This window comes from Desulforegula conservatrix Mb1Pa, assembly GCF_000426225.1.
GTDB classification, from domain to species: Bacteria; Desulfobacterota; Desulfobacteria; order Desulfobacterales; family Desulforegulaceae; genus Desulforegula; species Desulforegula conservatrix.
The window spans coordinates 62370-85116 of sequence record NZ_AUEY01000008.1; the positions used below are offsets into that span (position 1 = coordinate 62370).

General features: G+C 43.1%; 13 protein-coding genes and 1 tRNA gene. 8 read left to right on the forward strand and 6 right to left on the reverse strand.

What is annotated here, in order from left to right; translation table 11 throughout:
- Nucleotides 1–122: 122 nt before the first annotated feature.
- Together K245_RS23195 and K245_RS26375 are read right to left on the reverse strand one after the other, a co-directional pair.
- The gene (locus tag K245_RS23195) at nt 123–542 is read right to left on the reverse strand and encodes a cereblon family protein (protein WP_051283897.1); all 420 of its coding nucleotides are present in this window, start codon (nt 540–542) and stop codon (nt 123–125) included.
- Nucleotides 520–2997: a response regulator gene (locus K245_RS26375; RefSeq protein WP_156906705.1), complete on the reverse strand. Its 2478-nt coding sequence runs from the start codon at nt 2995–2997 to the stop codon at nt 520–522. Before K245_RS26375 ends, K245_RS23195 begins: the two co-directional genes overlap by 23 nt.
- A 439-nt stretch (nt 2998–3436) precedes the next feature.
- On the opposite strand from K245_RS26375, the gene K245_RS0105360 reads away from it, so the two are divergent.
- Both K245_RS0105360 and K245_RS0105365 read left to right on the forward strand, forming a co-directional pair.
- Nucleotides 3437–6481, forward strand: coding sequence for a radical SAM protein (locus K245_RS0105360; RefSeq protein ID WP_027358475.1), 3045 nt, complete (start codon nt 3437–3439; stop codon nt 6479–6481).
- An 83-nt stretch (nt 6482–6564) separates the two neighbouring features.
- Nucleotides 6565–7548, forward strand: coding sequence for a hypothetical protein (locus K245_RS0105365; RefSeq protein ID WP_027358476.1), 984 nt, complete (start codon nt 6565–6567; stop codon nt 7546–7548).
- Nucleotides 7549–7612: 64 nt separating this feature from the next.
- Here K245_RS0105365 and pepF read toward each other — a convergent pair whose 3' ends face one another.
- The 4 genes from pepF to hpt form a co-directional block, all read right to left on the reverse strand.
- Nucleotides 7613–9421 carry an oligoendopeptidase F gene (pepF, locus tag K245_RS0105370; RefSeq protein ID WP_027358477.1) on the reverse strand — a complete coding sequence of 603 codons (1809 nt, stop codon included), beginning with the start codon at nt 9419–9421 and terminating at the stop codon, nt 7613–7615.
- A 545-nt stretch (nt 9422–9966) separates the two neighbouring features.
- A tRNA-Met gene (locus tag K245_RS0105375) sits at nt 9967–10043 on the reverse strand.
- Between the two features lie 63 nt (nt 10044–10106).
- On the reverse strand, nt 10107–12203 hold the full coding sequence (locus tag K245_RS0105380; RefSeq protein ID WP_027358478.1) for a DUF3426 domain-containing protein: 2097 nt from the start codon (nt 12201–12203) through the stop codon (nt 10107–10109).
- Nucleotides 12204–12225: 22 nt separating this feature from the next.
- Entirely contained in the window at nt 12226–12744 is a 519-nt protein-coding gene (hpt, locus tag K245_RS0105385) for a hypoxanthine phosphoribosyltransferase (protein ID WP_027358479.1), read from the reverse strand.
- A 700-nt stretch (nt 12745–13444) separates the two neighbouring features.
- Between hpt and ilvD the strand changes: the two genes are divergently transcribed.
- The 6 genes from ilvD to K245_RS0105415 all read left to right on the forward strand — a co-directional run bounded on the left by ilvD (nt 13445) and on the right by K245_RS0105415 (nt 22593).
- Nucleotides 13445–15112 (forward strand): dihydroxy-acid dehydratase, encoded by a 1668-nt coding sequence (gene ilvD, locus K245_RS0105390; protein WP_027358480.1) that lies wholly within the window; start codon nt 13445–13447, stop codon nt 15110–15112.
- An 82-nt stretch (nt 15113–15194) separates the two neighbouring features.
- The gene (gene ilvB / locus K245_RS0105395; protein ID WP_027358481.1) at nt 15195–16880 is read left to right on the forward strand and encodes a biosynthetic-type acetolactate synthase large subunit; all 1686 of its coding nucleotides are present in this window, start codon (nt 15195–15197) and stop codon (nt 16878–16880) included.
- Nucleotides 16881–16895: 15 nt separating this feature from the next.
- A complete protein-coding gene (gene ilvN / locus K245_RS0105400; RefSeq protein WP_027358482.1) occupies nt 16896–17378 on the forward strand; it encodes an acetolactate synthase small subunit in 483 nt (160 codons plus the stop codon).
- Nucleotides 17379–17686: 308 nt separating this feature from the next.
- Entirely contained in the window at nt 17687–18742 is a 1056-nt protein-coding gene (ilvC, locus tag K245_RS0105405; protein ID WP_027358483.1) for a ketol-acid reductoisomerase, read from the forward strand.
- 564 nt (nt 18743–19306) lie between these two features.
- Nucleotides 19307–20887, forward strand: a complete 1581-nt coding sequence (gene cimA, locus K245_RS0105410) for a citramalate synthase (RefSeq protein WP_027358484.1) — start codon at nt 19307–19309, stop codon at nt 20885–20887.
- 170 nt (nt 20888–21057) lie between these two features.
- The gene (locus K245_RS0105415) at nt 21058–22593 is read left to right on the forward strand and encodes a 2-isopropylmalate synthase (RefSeq protein WP_027358485.1); all 1536 of its coding nucleotides are present in this window, start codon (nt 21058–21060) and stop codon (nt 22591–22593) included.
- Nucleotides 22594–22747 lie beyond the last annotated feature (154 nt).

Here is a 22747-nt window from a genome sequence, read left to right on the forward strand (position 1 = left end):
ATGTTTTGCTGTGATTCGTAATGAAATATCTGGCTGTAATCATTGTTTTTTATTAAAAAACATTAAGGAGTGTGAGCTGTGGTTGTTTGTTGATAGGTGTTTTCGGAATTATGGATTTTGGATCACGGGCAAATAATCTGATCTAAAATCAGCCCGAAAAAAAAGTGGTCTTTGGACTCGAAAAGCCATCCATTATGGTTAAGACACAGTTTGCAAACCGATACCATCCATGTATGTCCCTTAAACCATGAAAATTCGTCCGAAGGCCTGCTTGCCGCACTGCATCCGGGTGCCTTGCTGAAACAGGCAATTTCGAAAACCATGCCGTATGGATTTACAAAAGCATGGGTATGATTTCCGTTTACAGATATTTTAAAATTTATCGAGGTTAATGGAGATCCGCAATTTCTGCAAAGTATGAAATTTTCGTCTTCATGCTTTGCATATGCCTCATCAAAGGATGAAACTGTTTCAGACGGCAGATCATCAGGGTCGCTTTTGAGGCAGAATATATTGGCTTTATGGTTTAGTTCTGCCTTCATCCTTTGCCTTGAGAATTCTTCTAATGCTTGATGACAGGATGTCTATGGTCAGCGGTTTCATGAGGAAGTCTTTAATGCCAATGATTCTGGCTTTTTCAGGAGATATCAGTTCGCTGAACCCGGTTGTGAGTATGATAGGTATGTCTTCTCTGATGGTCAAGATTTTTTTTGATAGGTTTTCCCCTGTAAGTTTGGGCATAGTCATGTCTGTAAGCACAAGGTCAAATTCATATGGTTCCTGTTCGAATATTCTTAAAGCCTCTTCAGGAAACTCGGTGCTTACGACATCATAGCCGAGCTTTTTCAATATTTCATCATTGGCCTGTAGAATCATGGGTTCGTCATCTACAAGAAGGATTCTTTCCTTTCCTGTTTCAGGCACAATGTCTTTATGATCCTTTTTGATTTCTGTAGCTTCATTTTGAATAAGAGGAAGGAATACCAAAAAAGATGTTCCCTTTCCAAAGTTGCTTTCAACCTGAATAAAACCGTCGAGACTCGTAACAATACCATGAACAACAGACAGCCCGAGTCCTGTTCCCTGGCTTTTCTCCTTGGTTGTGAAATAAGGATCGAAAATTTTATCTATGATATCATTATTTATTCCATAGCCTGAGTCAGAAATTTCTATTCTTATCCATTTGTTGTTTTTGGGTCTTTTGATGTCATATGGGCATGATACAAGAATTTGTTCCTGTACAGATATTTTAAGAATCCCGCCTGTCTCCATCATGGCATGGTGGGCATTTGTGCAGAGATTCATTACTATCTGGTGAATATGGGTCGGATCAGCCATCACTGTCAGATTTTTGTTTGAAAGCTCCTGTTTGATTTCAATGGTTTTTGGCAGTGATGCTTCAAGAAGTTTTATGGTTTCTTTGATAATATTGGTGATTCTTAGAGGCCCAAGCTCCTGTTCGCTTTGCCTGCTAAAGGCAAGTATCTGCATTATCAGATCCCTGGCTCTCTGGCTTGCCTTCAGAATATTTATTGTCTTGGCCTGAAGCGGGTCTTCTTCCGGGATAAGCATCCTCAGCAGTTCTGTATTTCCGATTATGGCACTTAGTATGTTGTTGAAGTCATGGGCTATACCCCCTGCAAGGGTTCCGATGGCTTCCATTTTCTGGGCTTTTCTGAGCTGATGCTCAAGATTCTTTCTTTCTGTGAGATCTGTAATTATGCCTTCGAGCGCAACTGGCTCGTTATCATCGTTGTAAATAATGAAATTTCGATGGTAAAGCCATTTTTCATGCCCTGATTTGTTTATTATCGGGTATTCAAGGACAGGAGACGGATTACCTGAAAGAACATTCTGCCATTCTATATAAAAATTCTTCAGCCAGGATTTTTTTATGCATTTTTCAAGAAGTCTGAAAAAATCTTCGTTGATTTCCCTGGCTGTATAGCCGGTTACTTCTGTTATGGCCGGGCTTATGAATTCACATTTGCCGGACGGAAGGGATATTCTGAAAATAATATCCTGGGCATGGGTGGCAAGTCTTCTGAAACGTTCCTCGCTCTCTTTAAGGGCCGCGCTTGATAGCTTTTCCTGGGTAATATCCCTTGCAATTCCCTGAGTGCCAATGAATCTGCTTTGGTTGTTCTCAAATCTGTAAAGACCTTCTGCCTCGATGAGGAATACAGGCAGGTCAGATTTTGATGAATTTACAAGAAAATCATGGCCGAACGGGATTATTCTGGCTTCCATGTTATGGGTGCGCCTGTCACCGGTTCTTCTTTCATCGATTCTGACATTCCCTTTCAGCATGTCGTCACTGTGAATAATATCAATGAGATATTGGCCCAGAAGTGCATCAGGATTATATCCGTATTTTTTTACTGCGCTGCTTATAAATGTAATTCTTCCTTCAGGATCGAGCCTGTATATAATATCAGGAACAGTATCCAGAATCGAATCAAGCATCTGCTCTGATTCCTTGAGCTTGCTCTGGGTTTTTTTTCTTATTTCTATTTCATTTCTGAGGTTTATATTTACCTTCTCTAACTCTTCAGTCCTTTTTTTGACTTCTTCTTCAAGATGTTCCCTGTATTTTCTGTTTTCCTTGATGAGGTTGGCCCTGTCTATGGCGTTTTTTATGGCGTGATCCAGAACCATCATGTCCGGGATCGGTTTCATGAGATAGTCCCATGCTCCAAGATGAAGGGCCTCTATTGCGTCCGATACAAGTCCTGCTCCAGATATGACTATTATTGGTGTGTCCGGTGAATTATCAGTAATCACCTTAAGCATTTCGAGGCCACTTTTTTCAGGCATCCTTAGATCCACAAGAATTACGGAAGGATTTTCCTGATTAAATACATCTATGCCTGTTCTTCCGTTGTCAGCCTCGCAGACTGAATAGCCTCTGTCTTCAAGAAAGGATGTTATCCCAATTCGCAGGGCTTCCTCATCGTCCACAACCAGAATTTTTGATGCTATAGTTGGATTTTCCATAAAAAAGAGGACAAAATTAATCAAAAAAGGATTTTGTGTCGGATTAGAAAAAATGGCAAAAAGCTTGTGCAGATTAAGAAAATTGATGGACTCGCAAAAAGTCAAAAAAGGACATTGACGTCATGCAGGACTTGATCCGGCATCCAGTAATTTCAGTTACTTCTGGATTCCGGCCTGCGCCGGAATGACGGTAATAGGACTTTTTGCGGCCTTGTCAAAATTAAAGCATCGCATAAAATGTTTACCAGTTTTATTTAAAATACCATCAGTTCAATGCATTTTCAAGGTGAAATGTCTGGTATGAACCGCTGGGAGTCAAGAATAGCGCTTTATTGGCAGTTTTGTTGTCCAATTGAAGAAAGTTTGCTACTGAATTCATTTTGTTGGAATTTTTTTATCAAGGCTATATAGCTTCTTCCGCCATAAATATGGAGGTCATATGTCATTCATCCCCGAAAACTGGGCAAAATTTGAAAATTCAGGGTTTAGTATTTATCTGCACAGGCATAGGGCTTCCTGGTTTGTTCCCAATAATTCCGGAAGTTTTGTTATTGAAAGATTCTCTTCTGAAAAAAAAGACGGGCTTTGCGCCGAAGAATGTCGGCTTATTAAAAGACTTCCTGACAGTTCTTACGAAAAATATGAAGGCAGGGAACATTATCTGAAAACCGATGAAATCAGAGAATTGTGGCTTCATATTACGGACAACTGCAACCTTGAATGCAGCCACTGCCTTTTTTCTTCTTCTCCTGAATCAAGGGCATCCATTTCATTTTCTGCAATAAAAGATTTTATTAATGAAGCCTTTTCGCTTGGATGCAGAATGTTTGTACTTACGGGAGGAGAGCCTTTTGTTCATCCTGATATTCTGAATATAATAAGATTTGTGACAGATCTTCAGGATTGCCATGTGGCGGTTTTGACCAATGGCATTCTTAAAGAAAAAATGCTGCTGGCAAAGAAGATTTCTCCTGAAAGGGTTCATTTCCAGATCAGTCTGGATGGACTGAAGGATTCCCATGATAATATAAGGGGCGATGGCTCCTTTGACAGAACCATGTCAACCATTGGAGAGCTTAGAAAAGAAGGTTTCGCATATACCCTTTCGATGTGTGTGACTGAATCAAATTATAAGGAAATGCCCGTAATGGTTCAGCTGGCTTCAGACTGCGGAGCCGAAAATCTTCATTTCATGTGGTATTTTGTGAAGGGCAGGGGAGATAATTTCGGATTTGCAGATCCTTCTGAAATTTATCCTTTACTCCAGGAATCAGCTGAAAAAGCAGGGGAGTTGTCCGTAAATATAGATAATATTTCTGAATTAAAAAACCGTATTTTCTCTCCACAAGGAACAATACACGATGGAAGCGGGGCAGCTTGGAACACTCTTGCCATCGGCCCTGATCTCATGCTTTATCCGTCTGCGGCTTCCATAGGGAATAAGGAGCTTGGCGTAAGCATGGAACACGGCCTTGAGTCTGCATGGAAAAATGCTCCAATCATGAAAGAGATCAGGGTTGCGACTATGGCTTCCCTTGATGATCCTTTCAGATTCATTCTTGGAGGAGGGGATTTTGATCACAGCTATACTTCATCGGGCAGGTATACAGGCGCAGATCCATACTATCAGATGCACATGATGCTTGCTGTCTGGCTGATTGCAAGAACAGCTGAAAAATACTCAAATATGAACATTCCTGGTCTTGCCCTTAAAATGGGAGATATTCTCGAAACCTGCGGAGAACATGGAAGCGTAACTCTTTGTCATTCAAACTGCCTTCTGGATGTCGCTTCTACTGATGTAAGGTCGTCTGTTGCATCTTTTTATGCAAAAGCCGCCTCAGCCGATTCCGAGGATATTCTGAATCCTGTATGCTATTCAGATGAATATATTGAACATATCCCAAAAAAATACAGATTCAGGGGCTACGGCTGCGGAAGCCCGGTTACTGACGCTGATATTAAAGAAGGTGAAAATGTCGTCGATCTTGGTTCAGGACGGGGTATCGAGTGCTTTATTGCCGCAAAGCTTTCAGGTGAAAATGGCAGGGTAACCGGAATAGACATGCTTGATCCCATGCTTGAAATTGCAAGACAGGGAGCAGTTGAAGTAGTCGGGAAACTTGGATTTGACAACCTTGATTTCAGAAAAGGATTTCTTGAAAGCCTGCCTGTCCCAGAAAAAAGCACTGATGTTGTTATATCAAACTGCGTGCTGAATCTCTCCCCTGACAAACGCAGAACTTTTTCAGAGATTTTCCGGATTTTAAAATCAGGCGGCAGGCTTGTCGTGTCTGATGTCGTCTGTGATGAAGAACCTGATCCATCAGTAAGAAATGATGAAAAGCTGCGCGGGGAATGCATAGCAGGAGCCATGACCCAGAAGGATCTTGTGGGCATTTTGCATGAATCAGGATTTGAGTCTGTCAGGCTTATCAGGAGGTTTCCATACAGAAATGTGTCTGGTCATGATTTTTTTTCCCTTACTTTTTCTGCAATAAAACCGTCAAAAGGACCAAAAGAATCAGGCGTGGCTGTTATTTACCGGGGGCCTTTTGTCTCGGTTATTACTTCTGCGGGTACGGTTCTTCATGCTGGCATAAAAACTTTTATGGATTCAACAGAAGCAAAAGGTCTCGGAGAAGATGTTTTTGTGCTTGATGATCATGGATCTGTCAGCAATTTTTTTTGGGGGGAATCATCCTGCTGCTGTTCGACTTCTTCCGAAAGCGAGGTTTCATGCTGCTCAGGTTCAGTTTCTTCAATTTCATGCTGTGATGCTGAACAGCCAAGGCATATGGCCGGATGCATGGTCTGCGGAGAGGTGTTGTATTATTCTGTGGGATTTATGAAGGAATCGGCATGTAGCTATTGCGGGAAGAAAGAGCATTCAAGCGTGACATGTAGAAACGGGCATTTTGTTTGTGACTCATGCCATGCCGCTGACGGCCTTGATTTTATCAGGCGCTATCTGACTTCCACAGATGAAAAAGACTTGGTCTTGATGTTTGATACAATTAAAAGTCATAAAAGCATTCCCATGCACGGGCCAGAACATCATGCGCTCGTGGCAGGAATCATTGTCGCGGCATATCTGAATACAGTTGCCAGAAAAGATGAATCAATGATCCTTGAGGCTGTGGAACGGGCTTCAAAAATTGCGGGCGGAAGCTGCGGGTATTCCGGGGTATGCGGCGCAGCATCTGGTGCTGGAACCGGATTTGCCATTATTCTTGGAAGCTCTCCTGTAAATCCTTCGGGAAGAAAGGCCGTACAAAGCATTGTTCATGAAATTCTTGGGGAAATCGCTTCTTTTGAGGCTGCTCGGTGCTGCCAGAGGGACGGATGGATTGCCCTTAAAAAATCTGCGGAAATATCCCAAAAATTTCTGAATGTAACGCTTTTGGCTGATCACGTGATTAGCTGTAAACAATGCGGCGATAATCAGGAATGTATTAGCGATAAATGTCCTCTCTTTAACTGAGAGTTGTTTTTATGATTTCTGTCTGCTATTGTCCTTGAATCTAACAGTATGAAATCACAATTAAAAAATCAGATGGGGGATACATGCGTAAAAGTGTATTATTGACGTTTGCTCTGGCAGGTTTTCTTTTTTTTGCTTCCTGTTCTGGCAGTGATTCGGGCGGATCTTCAGGTGGCTCCAGCAAGGTTAAGCTTACAGTGAATAATGTCAGCGATGTTACTCAAAGTGCTTTCCAGACCACAAACGCCATGATTACTGGAAGCGGGGCAGTATCTGAAGAGATCGGCAGATCAGGAGAAGAAAAAAACGAGCTTGTCGGCAGAAACATTATTGCGGGTTTTGGCTTTTATATCCTCGATTTTCTGAATGAATCAGGCGCTCTTATGTCTGATAATGAAGAAGCATATCCTGATGGACGCTCAAGAACCCAGCTCGATGATCTATATGGGACAAAACAAGGATTATATGGAGGTTCAGCTACATATTCTCTTTCCAAACAGGGTACTTCTTTCAAGCTTTCCATTGTTTTTGATGACTACACTTCATACCCTGAGACATATCTCGACGGCACGCTCATTCTTACCGGAACCTTTGATTCTGCCTCTGATGCTCCCACAGGTAAAATGAACATATCCTTTAACGGATTCAGAATCAAACACGCCAATAATTACGATTATACACTTGCTGGCACAATGGCTATGGAAGGAGATACCTCTGGAGCCGTATTTACTGCCAATGCTTCTGTGAAGGATCAGCTCAAGGGAACAACTTCAAGGGTTGAAAACTATGTCCTCAATATGATGCTTCAATCATCTTATATGGTATACACAGTGGCAGGCACCTTTGGGCACAGCATTTACGGAAACGTAACCTTGAATACCGAAGAATCCTTCAGACAGCAGCTTTTTGCAGAACACCCGACGGATGGAATTCTTTACGTCGAAGGAGGAGAAGGAACCTCGTCCCGCCTTACAATCATAGACAGCTCATCATATAAAATTGAAGCTGATCTGAATGGCGATGGGACATTTGAGTGGAATTCAGGAACTCTTCACTGGACGAACTGATTTTTGATGCCTTAAAAGTGTGGGGGCTTCATTTGATTGCCCCCACATATTCAAATTAGCAGTATCAATCTGCCAGTGTTTCCCTAAGTCTTTCCACAAGCTCTTCAAAATACTCCAGCGCGGTTCTCACGGCCTTTTCTTCTGACATATCAACTCCGGCTGTTTTCAGAGCATCAATCGGATATACGGAACCTCCCAGCGAAAGAAATCCGAGATATCGTTTTCTTTGTTCCTCACCTTCAGTCATGAGCTTTTTTGCCAGGGATATTGCCGCTGAAACTCCTGTGGCGTATTGATAAACATAGAATGCAGAGTAAAAATGCGGGATTCTCAGGCATTCGAGGCAAAGCGCATCGTCAATTTCGAGTTTTCCTCCAAAATATATTTCCAGGAGATTCTTGTAAGTCTTGGTTATTACATCGAGCGTGAGAGGCTCGTTTGCTTCTATCTTTGAATGTATGGCCTTTTCAAATTCTGCGAACTTTGTCTGGCGGTACATTGTTGATCTTATATTGTCTATTTCCCTGCACAGAATATATGCTGTCATATTTCTGTTATCTTTATACTTTTCCAGAAGATATGCGCTTAGAAGGGTTTCATTAAAGGTTGACGCTACTTCAGCCACGAAAATGCTGTATCCGTGATTTGAGTACGGCTGGGTTTTGTTTGCAAGCCATGTGTGCATTGAATGGCCTGCCTCATGGATCAGGGTGTAAAGGCTGTTTATATTACCTGGTTCATAGTTCATCAATATATAAGGCGGAGAATCAAAGCATCCTGAAGAATATGCGCCAGTTTGTTTGCCCTTGTTTTCATATCTGTCGACCCAGCCTTTTGTCAGGCCTTTTTCAAGAACGGATGTATATTCTTCGCCAAGCGGAGCAAGAGCCTGAATGCAGGTTTTTACGGCCTCGTCGTATGGCATGTTGAATTCGACCTCAGGAACAAGCGGGATGTAAAGATCGTACATATGAAGATTTTCGAGGCCCAGGGCTTTTCTTCTGATGTCCAGATACTTTACAAGGGCAGGAACTCCTTTTTTTACTGCATCAAGGAGATTGTCATAAACAGTCTCAGGAATATTATTTGAAAACAGGGCTGATTTAAGACAGGATTCGTGTTTTCTAACCCTTGCATAGAACCAGTCCTTTTTGACAGAGCCTGAAAGCGAAGCTGCGATTGTATGTTTATGATTTATGTAAGCATCATAATACTGGAGAAAAGCTTTTTTTCGGATTTCCCTGTCAGGGTCCTGCATGAAAGTGACAAAATTGCCGTGGCTCAGTTCTCTTTCCCTTCCCTGGCCGTCTTTGATAGTCCCGAATTTCATGTCAACCGCATCGAGTTGCCCGAATATTTCCCTTGCTGAACTTGCCATTTCACCGGACATTGCAAGGAGTTCCTCGGTTTTGGCGTCCAGGGTATGAGGCTTCCAGCGTATTATTTTTTCAATATGGAATGAGTAATTTTTAATTGATGGATCAGTCATCCAGTTATTAATATCCTCATCCGGAATTTCCTGGATTTCTGGTTCCATGAAGCTTCCAGCCTGGGCTGCCCGGGTCGCCACATTCATGGCTTTCTGGAAAAAACCGGCATAATTGGGCGCTGACTTTTCTTCATCGTGCCTCAGATGGGCATATGTGAAAACCTTGTCAACCTTGCGGGAAATATCCATGTGGAAATCAAGGGCTTTTTTGAATATCTCGAATGAGGCTCCAAGTTTTCCTTTAAATGCTTCATACTCATTTATGCCGTTTTCTATTTCAGTAAAGAATTTGCTCCATTCATCATCTGAGCTGAAAAGCGGCGATAAATCCCATCTATCTTCGTGCTTGATTTCTGTTCTTTCAGGTATTTTGAGAGCAGACATTATTACCTCCGGCAGTGTACGAATAAAAAAGTGATTTTTATGGACTGCAAAAAGTCAAAAAAAGCGTCGGAGTCATGCCGAACTTGATCCGGTATCCAGTATTCTTAGACACTTCTGGACTCCTGCCTACGCCGGAATGACGGTAATCGGACTTTTTGCGACCTTGTCATACTTTGGTCTGTTTATTTAATTTTTTGTTTTTTTGCACAATATTTCATTGGGGGCAAAAAGCCAAAATTTATTTTGAAGCATATATTATTTTCGGTTTGTGGTTTAAAAAAGGTGGAGAGACTGTACGGAAAGACGTCTTTTGCCTCCCAGTCATGTCATTTTCAGAAAAAGCTACTTAAACTTCTCAGTGACATGAATTTTGTTTTTCAGATTTCAACATTTAAAGGAATATGTCCTTTAAAAAAGGAGAGGCAGAAATGGAATTAAAAATATCCTCGAAAGGTTTCTGTTGAATGTGGATGGCTGTAAAACAAAAAACCCCTTGATTGCTCAAGGGGCTTCGGACAGCTTTAGGACGCTGTTAGATTGTTGTTTGGTGGCGATGCAGGGACTTGAACCCCGGACCCTACGGATATGAGCCGTATGCTCTAACCAGCTGAGCTACATCGCCAAAACGGATCAGTTACTAACAGCTTAGGGTATATGCGTCAAGCAAAAAAATGCATTAAGCAAATTAAAAAGACTTGATCACCTCAACGCTGTAATTTTCAAGGTTATCCGGCAGTTTTGAAAATACAATCATGAAAGGAACTTCTTTGCCGGAAGGTATATTGGTATTCATACCATTAATACCGGTCTGATTTGAAAGCCTCTTGTCTATTTCAGTCATATCAATGACCGCAAGATCAGCATTTGAAATCAAATTGCCGGCAAATATGGTTTTCTGCTGGGCCATTTCCTTCTTGGTTGTGAAAATCTTGCCGGTTATGCTTATGTTGCTTCTCGGCATATTGTAATTATTGACTACTTTGCCTTCTATTATAAAGAGATTTCCCTCTTTTTGATTCTGGATGAATCTCTCTCTGTAATCGACAAAATTTATCTTGAGGATTCCGGCAGGGTCTTCTGAGTTAAGTTCTGCTTTTCCTCCCAGGTATTTTCCTACATAGGGCAGGGTGGATAGAGTATCTCTGCCGATGCCTTTCATGAATACAGCATAATAGCCACCTGCAAGTACGATTATGATAAGCAGTAAAGCCAGAATCGGCGCCTTGCTTGATTCTTTCTGGGGCTTGAACTTGGGCTGGTTTTTATCAGCCAAAGGTTTCTGGGGAACATAGCTTGACACCGCAGGCTCAGGACTCATGTCAGCATCTTCAGGCATGGCTATTGTGGCATTGCCTGTGTCATTTAAATCATCTGCAAAAATGGTTGCAGCGATTTCTTTTTCTTCTGCCTTGACAGGTTCTCTTTTTGATGGGGCCGGTTTTGAAAAATCATCGTCCAGATCAAGATCAAATTCGAACTCTTCGGTCTTTGTTTTAACGCCGTCTTTTTTGGACGTTTCGTCAAGTTCAAGATCAAGGTCGAGCGAGAAATCAAGGTCATCTCCTCCCTTATCAAGAGTTAATGGCTCTTCGCTCTGGATATCAAACTCAAGCTCTATGTCTTCTGCTTCTGGTTTTGATTCAAGCTGGTCAAGATCAAGGACAAGATCCAGACTTAGGTCTTCTTCGTTGACTTTTGCGAGATCCGGTCTTATGGAGTCACCATCATCAAGCCCAAGATCCAGATCGAGTTCTATTTCGTCTGTAGATGCCGAGGTTTTTGCAGGTTCAATTGTTTCATCAAGCCCCAGATCCAGATCAAGCTCTATTTCATCTCCCGGAGTTGAAGTTTTTGCAGATACAGGCGATTCATCAAGCCCAAGATCAAGATCAAACTCCAGGTTGTCTTCTGTGAAATCCTGTTTCTTGTTCTCAACTTTTGATGTGGCAGGTGATTCTCCTAACTCAAGGTCAAAATCAAGTTCAAAATCATCAGATACGGGCTTTGCTTTTGTTTCTACACTATCCATTCCAAGGTCAAGTTCGAGGTCGAGATCAAAGCTTTCTTCCAGTTTCTTTTCTGGCTGAGCAGGTTGAACCGAAGCGCTTTCAATGCCAAGATCAAGGTCAAGATCAATTTCATCAGGGATTTTACTGGCTGCCTGAGCTGGAGCTGTTTTTGTTTCTTCTCCGAGGTCTATGCCCAGATCCAGATCAAGGCTGATTTCCATGTCATCAACAGGAGGCGGAGCAGAATTTGTTGATACTGTTTCTCCTTCAAGATCAAAATCCATATCAAGATCGAGGTCGAGATCCGTCTCAAGACTTTCTTTCCTGCTTTTGCCAGCAGGCGATCCTTCAGGCTCTGTAAGGTCGAAATCCATGTCTGCGTCAATATCTATGTCATCCGAATCATCCACAGAGACTGCGTCAACCTCTTTGTCCGAGCCCATATCAAGGTCAAGATCAAGATTATCAATATCTATGTCAAAATCATCTTCTTCAGGGGCGGATTTTACTTTTTCGCCGATGTCATATCCAAGTGTCAGATCAAGATCTTCATCTTTTTCCATTTTAAGATCAAAATCATTTTCCTGGGATAATGTTGGTTTGCCCGGTTTCTGTACTACAGGTTCAGGAAAAGGTTCCGGCGTTATGGCAGCCTGGGGATACGCCACAAATACGCTTTTGCATTTGGAGCACCTTACCTTGGTGCCCGAAGGCTTTACCTTGCTGTCATCCATTTTGAATTTTGCTGAGCAATTATCACAGGTTATTATCATGAGGCTCCTCGTGATTAGAGTATTAAAATTTTAAATGATAAATGGCTGGAAGATGTCTGTACTGCTCTGCGTAATCTAAACCGTAACCTACAAGAAAACCTTCTTCCACGACATGGCCGGTGAAATCTATCTTTATTTCTGTTTTTCTGCGTTCCGGTTTGTCAATAAGAGCACATATTCTAAGTGATGCCGGCTTCATGGAAGATAGATAATCTTTAAGGTATGACAAGGTAGTGCCTGAATCTACAATGTCCTCAATTATGAGGACATCCTTGCCAGCAATATCAAGGCTTAAAGGCTTGGTTATTTTCACCTCTCCTGAAGATACGTCAGAATCACCGTAGCTGGAAGCCGCGATGAAATCAATGGTTGCAGGAACCTTCAGTTTTCTGGCAAGATCGGCCATGAAAATGAAGCAGCCTTTAAGAGCACCAATAAGAATAAGGTTTTTATCCTTATATAATTCAGAAAGCTCATCTGCTATTTCTTGCACTCTTTTTTCAATTTCTTTTTCAGTTACTACAGGGACAAGTTCTGGCATATTATTTTTTCTTGGCCGTTTGGACACAGCCGGAATTTAGAGCGAAAATATTATAGTAAAACCACAGGAAATGCTTGAAAATAACCGTTATTTCTGAGTTTTGTCAAATGAAAAGAGGCACGGAAACCTTTTATTGCTTCCAATACTAAATATTTAATAGAGTGACGATTAATGGTCAACGCTTATTTTAAGGCCTTGTTTCTCTGAATTGTTGAAAATTTAAAAGATGGATAGTATCTGACGAGTAGTAAAGAGTCATATTTTCGTCATTCCGGCGCAGTCCGGAATCCGGAAATAGCTGAACACACTGGCTGCTGAATCAAGCCCGGTATGACACCGTCGCCGTATTTTGATTTTTTGCGAGTCCATCAGTATCTATTTTGCAGCAGAATCCGGTCTGCGTATATGCAAAGACGATATTTTTTTTGCAGTCAATGTTTAAAAATATTTTCTTGACTTAATCTATGTTGATTGTTAACTAACTAAGTTAACTATTATTTAAGGTATATATATGAACCGTAATTCTGTCATTAGCCTAGTCGTGAACATTATTATCATTCTCGTGGTCGTCGTGGGCGTCACACGGGAGATGACGGGGCTGATAATGTCTTGATGAGCGATTCATAAAATAAACTGAAAAGCCGTTATCAGCCAAAGCTGATAACGGCTTTTATGCTTTTAAGGGAGATAAAGGGGAACCATGAAAAGCGATCTGGTAAAAAAAGGTGTGGAGAGATCTCCTCACAGGTCCCTGTTCAAGGCAATGGGGTACACTGATGAAGAGATAAGACGGCCGATTATCGGCATAGCCAACTCGGCAAACGAGATCATCCCTGGTCATGCACATCTTGACAAGATAGTCGATGCGGTCAAGGCTGGTATATACATGGCCGGAGGCATGCCTGTGGAGTTCGGAGTGATCGGGGTCTGTGACGGCATAGCCATGAATCATACAGGCATGCATTATTCGCTTGGAAGCCGTGAACTCATAGCTGATTCAGTCGAGGTGGTTGCGACTGCCCACGCCTTTGACGCAATAGTAATGGTTCCCAATTGCGACAAGGTAGTGCCAGGAATGCTTATGGCAGCTGCAAGGCTCGATATTCCGACAATATTTATAAGCGGCGGTCCTATGCTTGCTGGGGTTCATCCTTCCAAACCAGGCAAAAAAGTCGATCTTATTACAGTATTTGAGGCGGTCGGAGCAGTCAAGTCCGGTAAAATGACCGAGGCTGAACTACTTGAAATAGAAGACTCCGCATGCCCGACCTGTGGCTCATGTTCAGGAATGTTTACCGCAAATTCCATGAACTGTCTCACAGAAGCGATAGGTATGGGACTCCCTGGGAATGGCACAATACCTGCTGTAATGGCTGCAAGAATAAGACTGGCCAAAGAAGCAGGAATGAAGATTATGGAGCTTCTTGAAAAAGATATAACTCCTTCGAAAATAATGACAAAGCAGGCTTTCAACAATGCTCTGGCAGTTGACATGGCACTTGGCTGCTCGACAAATACAGTTCTGCATCTGCCGGCCATAGCAATGGAAGCAGGTATTGAAATAGATCTTAACATAATAAATGAAGTCAGCGCCAAGACTCCGCATCTTTGCTCCATGAGTCCCGGAGGAACCTATCATATTCAGGATCTCGATGCTGCCGGAGGAATTCAGGGCGTTATGAAGACTCTTTCAGATGCTGGACGAATGGATAACTCCTGTCTGACAGTAACAGGGAAGAATCTTGGAGAAAATCTCAAGTCAGCAAGGGTTCTTGACAGGGAAGTGATAAGGCCACTTGATAATCCATATCATGAAGTCGGCGGCCTTGCCGTTCTTTTTGGGAATCTTGCTCCTGAAGGCTGTGTTGTCAAGCAGTCTGCGGTTCGCCCGGAAATGATGAAGCACAAGGGGCCTGCGAGGGTCTTTAATTCCGAGGACGCGGCAAGCGCTGCCATCATGGCTGGTCAGATCAAAAGCGGTGATGTTGTAGTGATAAGATTCGAAGGCCCCATGGGAGGCCCCGGTATGCGCGAGATGCTGACCCCGACTTCCGCCATTGCAGGTATGGGACTCGACGCAGAAGTGGCGCTCATAACAGACGGAAGATTCTCAGGTGGTACAAGGGGTGCAGCCATCGGTCACGTTTCGCCTGAAGCAATGCAGGACGGCCCGATTGGAGCTGTCAATGAAGGAGATATCATCTCAATCGATATACCTGCAAAGACCATAACTCTTGAAGTGGGGGATGCCGAAATCAGAAAGAGAATTTCTGAAATGAAGAAGCCTGAGCCCAAGATAAAAAAAGGATATATGGCAAGGTATGCGAAAATGGTGTCATCTGCAAGCAAGGGTGCTGTGATGAAATAGTATCAATTCCGATAGAATGCAAAAGGAACTCTGTGCCGGTTTTCGGCCTTTAATCAGGTATATAGAAAGCGAGGAAAATGTCATGGAAATGACAGGAGCACAAATCGTGATGAAATCCCTCAAAGACGAGGGTGTTGACGTAATTTTCGGTTATCCTGGAGGCGCGGTAATAGATTTTTATGACGAGCTGACAAGGACTGATATAAAACATATTCTTGTGCGTCACGAACAGGGGGCTGTTCACGCAGCCGACGGTTTTGCAAGGGTTACCGGCGATGTCGGCGTGTGCATGGTTACATCAGGCCCTGGCGCCACAAATGCTGTAACCGGAATTGCAACCGCTTATATGGATTCCATTCCAATGGTTATCATCACAGGCCAGGTTCCGACCAGCCTTATTGGTAATGATGCTTTCCAGGAAGTTGATATCGTTGGTATTACGAGGCCATGCACCAAGCATAACTATCTTGTGAAAGATGTAAAAAAGCTGGCTTATATAATAAAGGAAGCCTTTCATATAGCAAGAACAGGAAGGCCTGGGCCGGTTCTTATTGATATCCCCAAGGATATCACAAATTCAAGAACTGAATATGAGCAGCCCGGAGAGGTCAGTCTCAGATCTTATAATCCGAATTACAAACCGAATATGAAGCAGATCTCAAAGATCGCAAGTCTGATCAAGAATGCCAAAAAGCCTCTCATATTCAGCGGCGGCGGAATTATTCTCTCTGACTGCTCCAAGGAACTTACCGAACTGGCCAGAAAGACGAATATTCCGGTAACTTCTTCTCTTATGGGCCTTGGCGGCTTTCCGGGGACAGACGATCTCTGGCTTGGAATGCTCGGAATGCATGGGACATATTGCGCTAACATGGCAATTTCTGAATGCGATCTCATGCTTGCCCTAGGCGTAAGATTTGATGACAGGGTTACAGGCAAAGTAGACGCTTTTGCAAAAAATGCGACCATAGTTCATGTTGACATTGATCCTACTTCGATACATAAAAACGTTCCTGTTCAGGTTCCAATTGTAGGTGATTGCAAAATTACTCTTTCTGTTTTAAATGAGCTTCTTGATCAGGAAAAACCGGAAATCATAAAGCCCGAACGAAAGGAATGGCTCGGTCAGGTCAGCGAATGGAAGACAGGGACCCCCCTTGCTTATAGTCAGAGTGATGTTATCAAGCCTCAGTACGTCGTTGAAAAGTTATATGAGCTCACTAAGGGCGAGGCAATAATAACGACAGAAGTTGGCCAGAACCAGATGTGGGCGGCCCAGTTTTATAAGTTTGCAACGCCCAATCAGTGGGTAACATCTGGCGGACTAGGCACCATGGGATTTGGCTTCCCCGCCGCAATAGGAGCGCAGATGGCGTTCCCGGACAAGATAGTTGTAGATGTTGCAGGTGACGGAAGCATTCAGATGAATATTCAGGAAATGGCAACAGCAGTCCAGTACGGCCTTCCTGTTAAGATAGTTATTTTGAATAACCGTTTCCTCGGAATGGTTAGACAGTGGCAGGAACTTTTTTACAAGCGTAATTACTCCAGCACAAACATGGAACATGCGCCTGATTTTGTGAAGCTTGCAGAAGCGTATGGAGCAGCAGGATTCAGGGCTACAAAGCCTTCTGAGGTAGAAGAAGTTCTTAAAAAGGGCCTTGCAACTCCTGGGCCTGTTATCATGGATTTTGTGGTTGAGCGTGAGGAGTGTGTTTATCCCATGGTTCCTGCAGGAGCGCCAATTACCAATATGCTGCTTGTATAGAAAGGAAGACTGGCCATGAATGAAGAAAAACATATTTTGTCGATTCTTGTTGATAACGAGCCTGGAGTTCTTTCAAGAATAGCCGGCCTTTTCAGCGGCAGGGGATACAATATTGAAAGCCTGAGCGTTGCTGAAACCAATGATCCAAAGGTATCAAGGGTAACTATGGTTACGACCGGGGTTGCCCAGATTATAGAGCAAATAAAGAAACAGCTTCACAAGCTTGTTAACGTCATCACCGTACATGATTTGACAGGTAAGGCTTATGTCCACAGGGAGCTGGTTCTTGTCAAGGTATATACCAGACCGGAAACAAGGGGCGAAATTCTCAGGATAGCTGATGTTTTCAGGGCAAAGATTGTTGATGTTGGTAATGAACATTATACCGTCGAAGTCACTGGCTCTGAAGATAAAATATCGGCTATATTGAAAATTTTTCAGCCTATGGGTATAAAGGAAATTGTCCGTACAGGCCCTGTAGCTCTTTTTAGGGAATAACATTTTTCCGGCGGCCCGCTTTTTTTTAAAAGCTCCGCTAAAAGCTTTAGGTTTTTGGCTCGGACAGATATAAAATGATTGAATATTGACAAAATCGCAAAAAGTCTGATTTTCCGTCATTCCGGCGGGCCTGGCCCGGTGAAAACCGGGCTCCGGAATCCAGAAATAACTGAAAATGCAGGATGCCGGATCAAGTCCGGCATGACGCTGACGCTTTTATATGTCTTTTTGCGAGTCCATCAATATTTACTGAAAAAATTAAAACGGCCGCAAATCAAGCGGTGAACTGAATTTAAAGGAGAATAATCGTGGCAAAAATAGATTTTGGTGGCGTTGTGGAAGAAGTAATAATGTCAGATGAATTTCCTCTGGAAAAAGCCAGAGAAGTTCTTAAAAATGAAACCATTGCTATTCTTGGTTATGGTGTTCAAGGCCCTGCCCAGGCTTTAAATCTTAGGGATAACGGATTTTCTGTAATCATCGGCCAGCTTGAAGGCGACGCGTTCTGGAACAAGGCTATTGCAGACGGATTCGTTCCTGGTGAAAACCTTTTCCCTATTGCAGAAGCTGCAAAAAGGGGAACCATCATCATGGTACTTCTTTCAGACGCAGGTCAGGCTGCAACCTGGGACATTGTAAAAGCCAACCTGAACGAAGGTGATGCGCTTCATTTCTCCCATGGCTTCTCAATTGTTTACAAGGAGCAGACCAAGATCATTCCTCCTGCGAACGTAGATGTAACGCTGGTTGCTCCAAAGGGTTCGGGACGCAGCGTACGTGATAACTTCCTTAATGGTGAAGGTATCAACTCTAGTTTTGCAGTTTTCCAGGATTTTACAGGCCGCGCAAAGGAAAGAGCTCTTGCAATCGGTATAGCCATAGGCTCAGGCTACCTTTTTGAAACAACTTTTGAAAAGGAAGTTTACAGTGACCTTACAGGTGAGCGCGGTGTTCTTATGGGATGCCTTGCAGGAACCATGGAAGCTCAGTACAATCTTCTCCGCAAGAACGGACACAGCCCAAGCGAGGCCTTCAATGAAACAGTTGAAGAGCTTACCCAGAGCCTTATCCGTCTGGTTGACCAGAACGGCATGGACTGGATGTTCTCAAACTGCAGCATCACCGCACAGCGCGGTGCTCTTGACTGGGCTCCACGGTTCAGAGATGCGGTTGCACCTGTTTTTGAGCAGCTTTATGCGAGCGTGAAAACAGGCAAAGAAACAGAAATAGTAATGACAGCTGCAAGTGCTCCTGACTACAGGGAAGTTGTCCTGAAAAAAGAACTGGACGCAATCAAGAATTCTGAAATGTGGAAAGCCGGAGCCGCTGTAAGAAAGCTCAGACCAGCAAACAGAAATAAGTAAGTATTTTTTCTGAACAGGAAATAGAATGCGGGGGTATTTTTTTTAAAAATACCCCCGCAATTTCTAAATTCACGGGTTTCTAAATTTAGCGTCGTGTCTGCGTCATGCAGGACTTGATCCGGCATCTTGTATTTTCAATTTGAGACGTTGTCGGTATTGTTTTTGGGAACGAATAATGTATATCCCCAAGTTATGGTTGCATCATTATATTCGTTAAATCACAAAACCATAAAGTTTCTGCGGATCTTTTTTCAAAAAAAGACTCGCCTAAGGCACTCGTAACTTCAAACAAGACAGAACCATAAAATTTAAGTGATTAAGGTTTTTGAAGTTTGATTTTTGCTAAAAATTTTAAGTTTTTTTCAAAGATCATTATTCAAAAATCTGCAATCGAAATTTTATTTAGGAAAATTTATGGAATAATTACTTCCAGTTTTCCAGGAATAAATGGATGAACCGTAATCAGATTTGACAATTCAGGTTAAGTGAACATTTTTTGTCAGAAAAATTGACTCAGAGTCATTTGCGAATTTAAAAGTCCAGCCAGCAGATATCGGAGATTTTATGAAGTCCATACTTCTTTATGATACTACATTACGTGATGGAGCCCAGGGAGAAAATATAAGCTTTACTGCCGAGGACAAGCTCAGAATTGCCCAGAGGCTTGATGACAATGGCTTCCATTTCATTGAAGGCGGCTGGCCTGGCGCAAACCCAAGAGATACTAGATTTTTTGAGCTTGCAAAAAATGCGGAGTTCAAAAATGCCAGGATCGCAGCTTTCGGATCCACAAGAAGGCCGAACACAAAACCAGAAGACGACGTCATTTTGAAGGCTCTTATTGAAAGTGAAGCGCCTGCTGTGACTATTTTCGGGAAGTCGTGGGATCTTCATGTCTTTCTTATGGAGAACACTCTGCCTGAAAATATTTGCATGGTAAGGGATTCCGTAGAATTCCTCAAAAAGAAAGGCAGAATTGTAATCTATGATGCAGAGCATTTTTTTGACGGATACAAGGCAAATAAAGATTATGCATTTGAAACCCTTGCTGCAGCTGTAGAAGGCGGAGCCGACTATATAACACTCTGTGACACGAACGGCGGGTCCTTGCCCCATGAAGTCGCTGAAATATCAAGGTCTGTCCTTTCTTTTATGGATGAAAGATTCAAGGACAACAGCAATGTTTTGCCAATAAAGCTTGGAATTCATGCACATAATGATAGCTCAATGGCCGTGGCAAATTCCATTGAGGCTGTCCGTTCAGGCGCCATGATGGTTCAAGGCACAATAAACGGATACGGCGAGCGTTGCGGCAATGCAGACATGACATCAATCATTCCTGTTTTACAGTTAAAAATGGGTTGTGACTGTTTGAGTTCTGAGAATCTTGCAAGAATGAACAAACTATCACGTTTTGTCAGTGAAGTCGCAAACATGACTCCTCAGAACAGCAGGCCTTTTGTTGGAAAAAGCGCATTCGCTCACAAGGGCGGGGTTCATGTTAGCGCAGTAATGAAGAATCCTCTGGCTTATGAGCATATGGATCCAGCCTTGGTTGGTAATGAGCGCAGGGTGCTGATGAGTGACTATTCCGGAAAAAGTAATGTCGAATACAAGCTCAAGGAACTTGGCATAGATACTGATTCTAACGTGAATGCAAGCGCTGTTGTTGCTGAAATAAAGGCACTGGAGGAGGAAGGTTACCAGTTTGAGGTGGCGGACGCCTCTCTCAAGCTGCTCATCGACAGGCATGCTGATAAATATAAGGAGTTTTTTGAGCTCGTATCTTTCCGGGTAACAGTTGAGAAAGACAAGAATCAGGCATGTCGATCCCACGCTGTTATAAAGATTGCGGTCGACGGAGAAGACAGAATAACTGCTGCTGAAGGCCACGGTCCGGTAAGCGCCCTCGACAATGCGATAAGGAAGGCTCTGTGCCATTTTTATCCACGTATCTGCAATATGCATCTTGTTGATTATAAGGTTCGTGTAATAGATGGCCAGGATGGAACAGCGGCCAAGGTTCGAGTTCTTATAGAGTCAAGGGATGAAGGACAGGTCTGGAGCACAATGGGCGTTTCAGAGGATATAATAGAGGCGAGCTGGAAGGCTCTTTCGGACAGTTTTAATTTTAAACTTTCATAAAGTTTTTTTGCGGAACTTTTTTAAAGCGATCCGCCGGAGGCAATATTTAAATGAATTCAGGAGACAACAATGCCGCAGGGAATATATCCTTCCTGCGGCCCATGCTCATGGCGAAAACTGTGTAATATAGTCAATTCGAATCCATGAAAATTTAAAATGAGGTTTATACCATGAGCGAGCGTCTTTATATATTTGATACCACACTTCGTGACGGAGAGCAGTCTCCGGGCGCAACAATGAATTCTGCGGAAAAGATCAGGATAGCTACCCAGCTCGAAGAGCTCGGTGTTGATATAATTGAAGCAGGTTTCCCTGCCGCGTCTGAAGGAGATTTTGAAGCTGTTTCTCTTGTTGCGAAAGCTGTAAAAAATATCCAGGTTGCTGGCCTGTGCAGGGCGAGCAAAGCGGATATTGACAAGGCCTGGGGAGCTGTAAAGCTTGCAAAAAATCCAAGGATTCATACCTTTCTCGCCACTTCTCCGCTTCATATGAAGTATAAGCTTCAGATGAGCGAGGAACAGGTTCTTGAGCGAGCTGTGGAGGCTGTCAGGTACGCTAAACAATTTACGGACAATGTTGAGTTTTCCGCTGAAGACGGTTCTAGGAGCGACCGGGATTTTCTTTGCAAGGTATTCTCTGCCGTAATAGAAGCAGGAGCTACTACCCTGAATCTTCCGGATACGGTCGGTTATGCCGTTCCCCATGAATTTGCCGATCTTGTCCGCTATGTGATGAAAAATACAAAGGATATGAATAAGGCAATTCTCAGTGTTCACTGTCATAACGATCTTGGACTCGCGACCGCAAACACCCTTGCTGCAATAGCCGCCGGTGCAAGACAGGCAGAAGTCACAATAAACGGAATAGGCGAGAGGGCTGGGAATACGGCACTTGAGGAGGTTGTGATGGCTCTTCATACCAGGCCAGGCCTTGCTCCTGTGAAAACAGGCATAGACACGACAAGGATATGCCCGACCAGCAGTCTTGTGAGCATGATTACCGGAATGATTGTCCAGCCTAATAAGGCGGTTGTCGGAGCAAACGCGTTTGCCCATGAGTCAGGAATACACCAGGACGGTGTTTTGAAAAACCCCATGACTTACGAGATAATGAATCCTGAACTTGTGGGTTTAAGCAAAAACAATCTCGTCATTGGCAAGCACTCAGGCAGGGCCGCATTAAGGTCAAAGCTTGAGGAAATGGGATACCAACTCTCTGATGAAGAGCTTAAAAAAGTTTTTGTAAAATTCAAGGCACTTGCAGACAAGAAGAAGGATATTCTTGACGCTGATATTGAAGCACTTGTCAACGAGGATATAATGAGGGGCGGGGAATATTACAGCCTTGATTATCTTCACGTCGGATGCGGCACAACAGTAACCCCTGTGGCGCACGTAAAGATGAAAATAGAAGGCGAAAGCGTTTCCGGATTTGGTGACGGTAACGGTCCGATAGATGCTGCATTTAACGCCATTACAAAAGTTACTGGAGAGAAACCCGAACTCCTCAGATTTACGGTAAGCGCACTGACTGGGGGCACCGATGCCCAGGGTGAGGTTACTGTAAGGGTAAAGGACGGCGAGTTTATTTCACTTGGGAAAGGTGCAGATCCGGACATTGTAACGGCAAGTGCAAAAGCATATATAAACGGCTTGAACAGGCTTAATCATCTTAAGAAGAATCCGGTTAACAAAGAATCATTTTGATCGTCATTTTCTGATCAAGGATTTTTTAACTTTATGGACTCGCAAAAAGTCAGCAAAGGACTTCAGCACCAAGCCGGATTTTTTGCGACCTTGTTAAACTTAAAAAGGGGGATGGCTGATACCATCCCCCTTTTTGTTACCTATTTTCAGCCTG

What these genes read in the sequence shown, in the direction of transcription:
- ilvD (WP_027358480.1), top strand. Translation starts at nt 13,445, where the DNA reads ATGAAAAGCGATCTGGTAAAAAAAGGTGTGGAGAGATCTCCTCACAGG.
- K245_RS0105365 (WP_027358476.1), top strand. Translation starts at nt 6,565, where the DNA reads ATGCGTAAAAGTGTATTATTGACGTTTGCTCTGGCAGGTTTTCTTTTT.
- K245_RS23195 (WP_051283897.1), bottom strand. Translation starts at nt 542, where the DNA reads ATGAAGGCAGAACTAAACCATAAAGCCAATATATTCTGCCTCAAAAGC.
- hpt (WP_027358479.1), bottom strand. Translation starts at nt 12,744, where the DNA reads ATGCCAGAACTTGTCCCTGTAGTAACTGAAAAAGAAATTGAAAAAAGA.
- K245_RS0105380 (WP_027358478.1), bottom strand. Translation starts at nt 12,203, where the DNA reads ATGATAATAACCTGTGATAATTGCTCAGCAAAATTCAAAATGGATGAC.
- K245_RS0105415 (WP_027358485.1), top strand. Translation starts at nt 21,058, where the DNA reads ATGAGCGAGCGTCTTTATATATTTGATACCACACTTCGTGACGGAGAG.
- ilvN (WP_027358482.1), top strand. Translation starts at nt 16,896, where the DNA reads ATGAATGAAGAAAAACATATTTTGTCGATTCTTGTTGATAACGAGCCT.
- cimA (WP_027358484.1), top strand. Translation starts at nt 19,307, where the DNA reads ATGAAGTCCATACTTCTTTATGATACTACATTACGTGATGGAGCCCAG.
- K245_RS0105360 (WP_027358475.1), top strand. Translation starts at nt 3,437, where the DNA reads ATGTCATTCATCCCCGAAAACTGGGCAAAATTTGAAAATTCAGGGTTT.
- K245_RS26375 (WP_156906705.1), bottom strand. Translation starts at nt 2,997, where the DNA reads ATGGAAAATCCAACTATAGCATCAAAAATTCTGGTTGTGGACGATGAG.
- pepF (WP_027358477.1), bottom strand. Translation starts at nt 9,421, where the DNA reads ATGTCTGCTCTCAAAATACCTGAAAGAACAGAAATCAAGCACGAAGAT.
- ilvB (WP_027358481.1), top strand. Translation starts at nt 15,195, where the DNA reads ATGGAAATGACAGGAGCACAAATCGTGATGAAATCCCTCAAAGACGAG.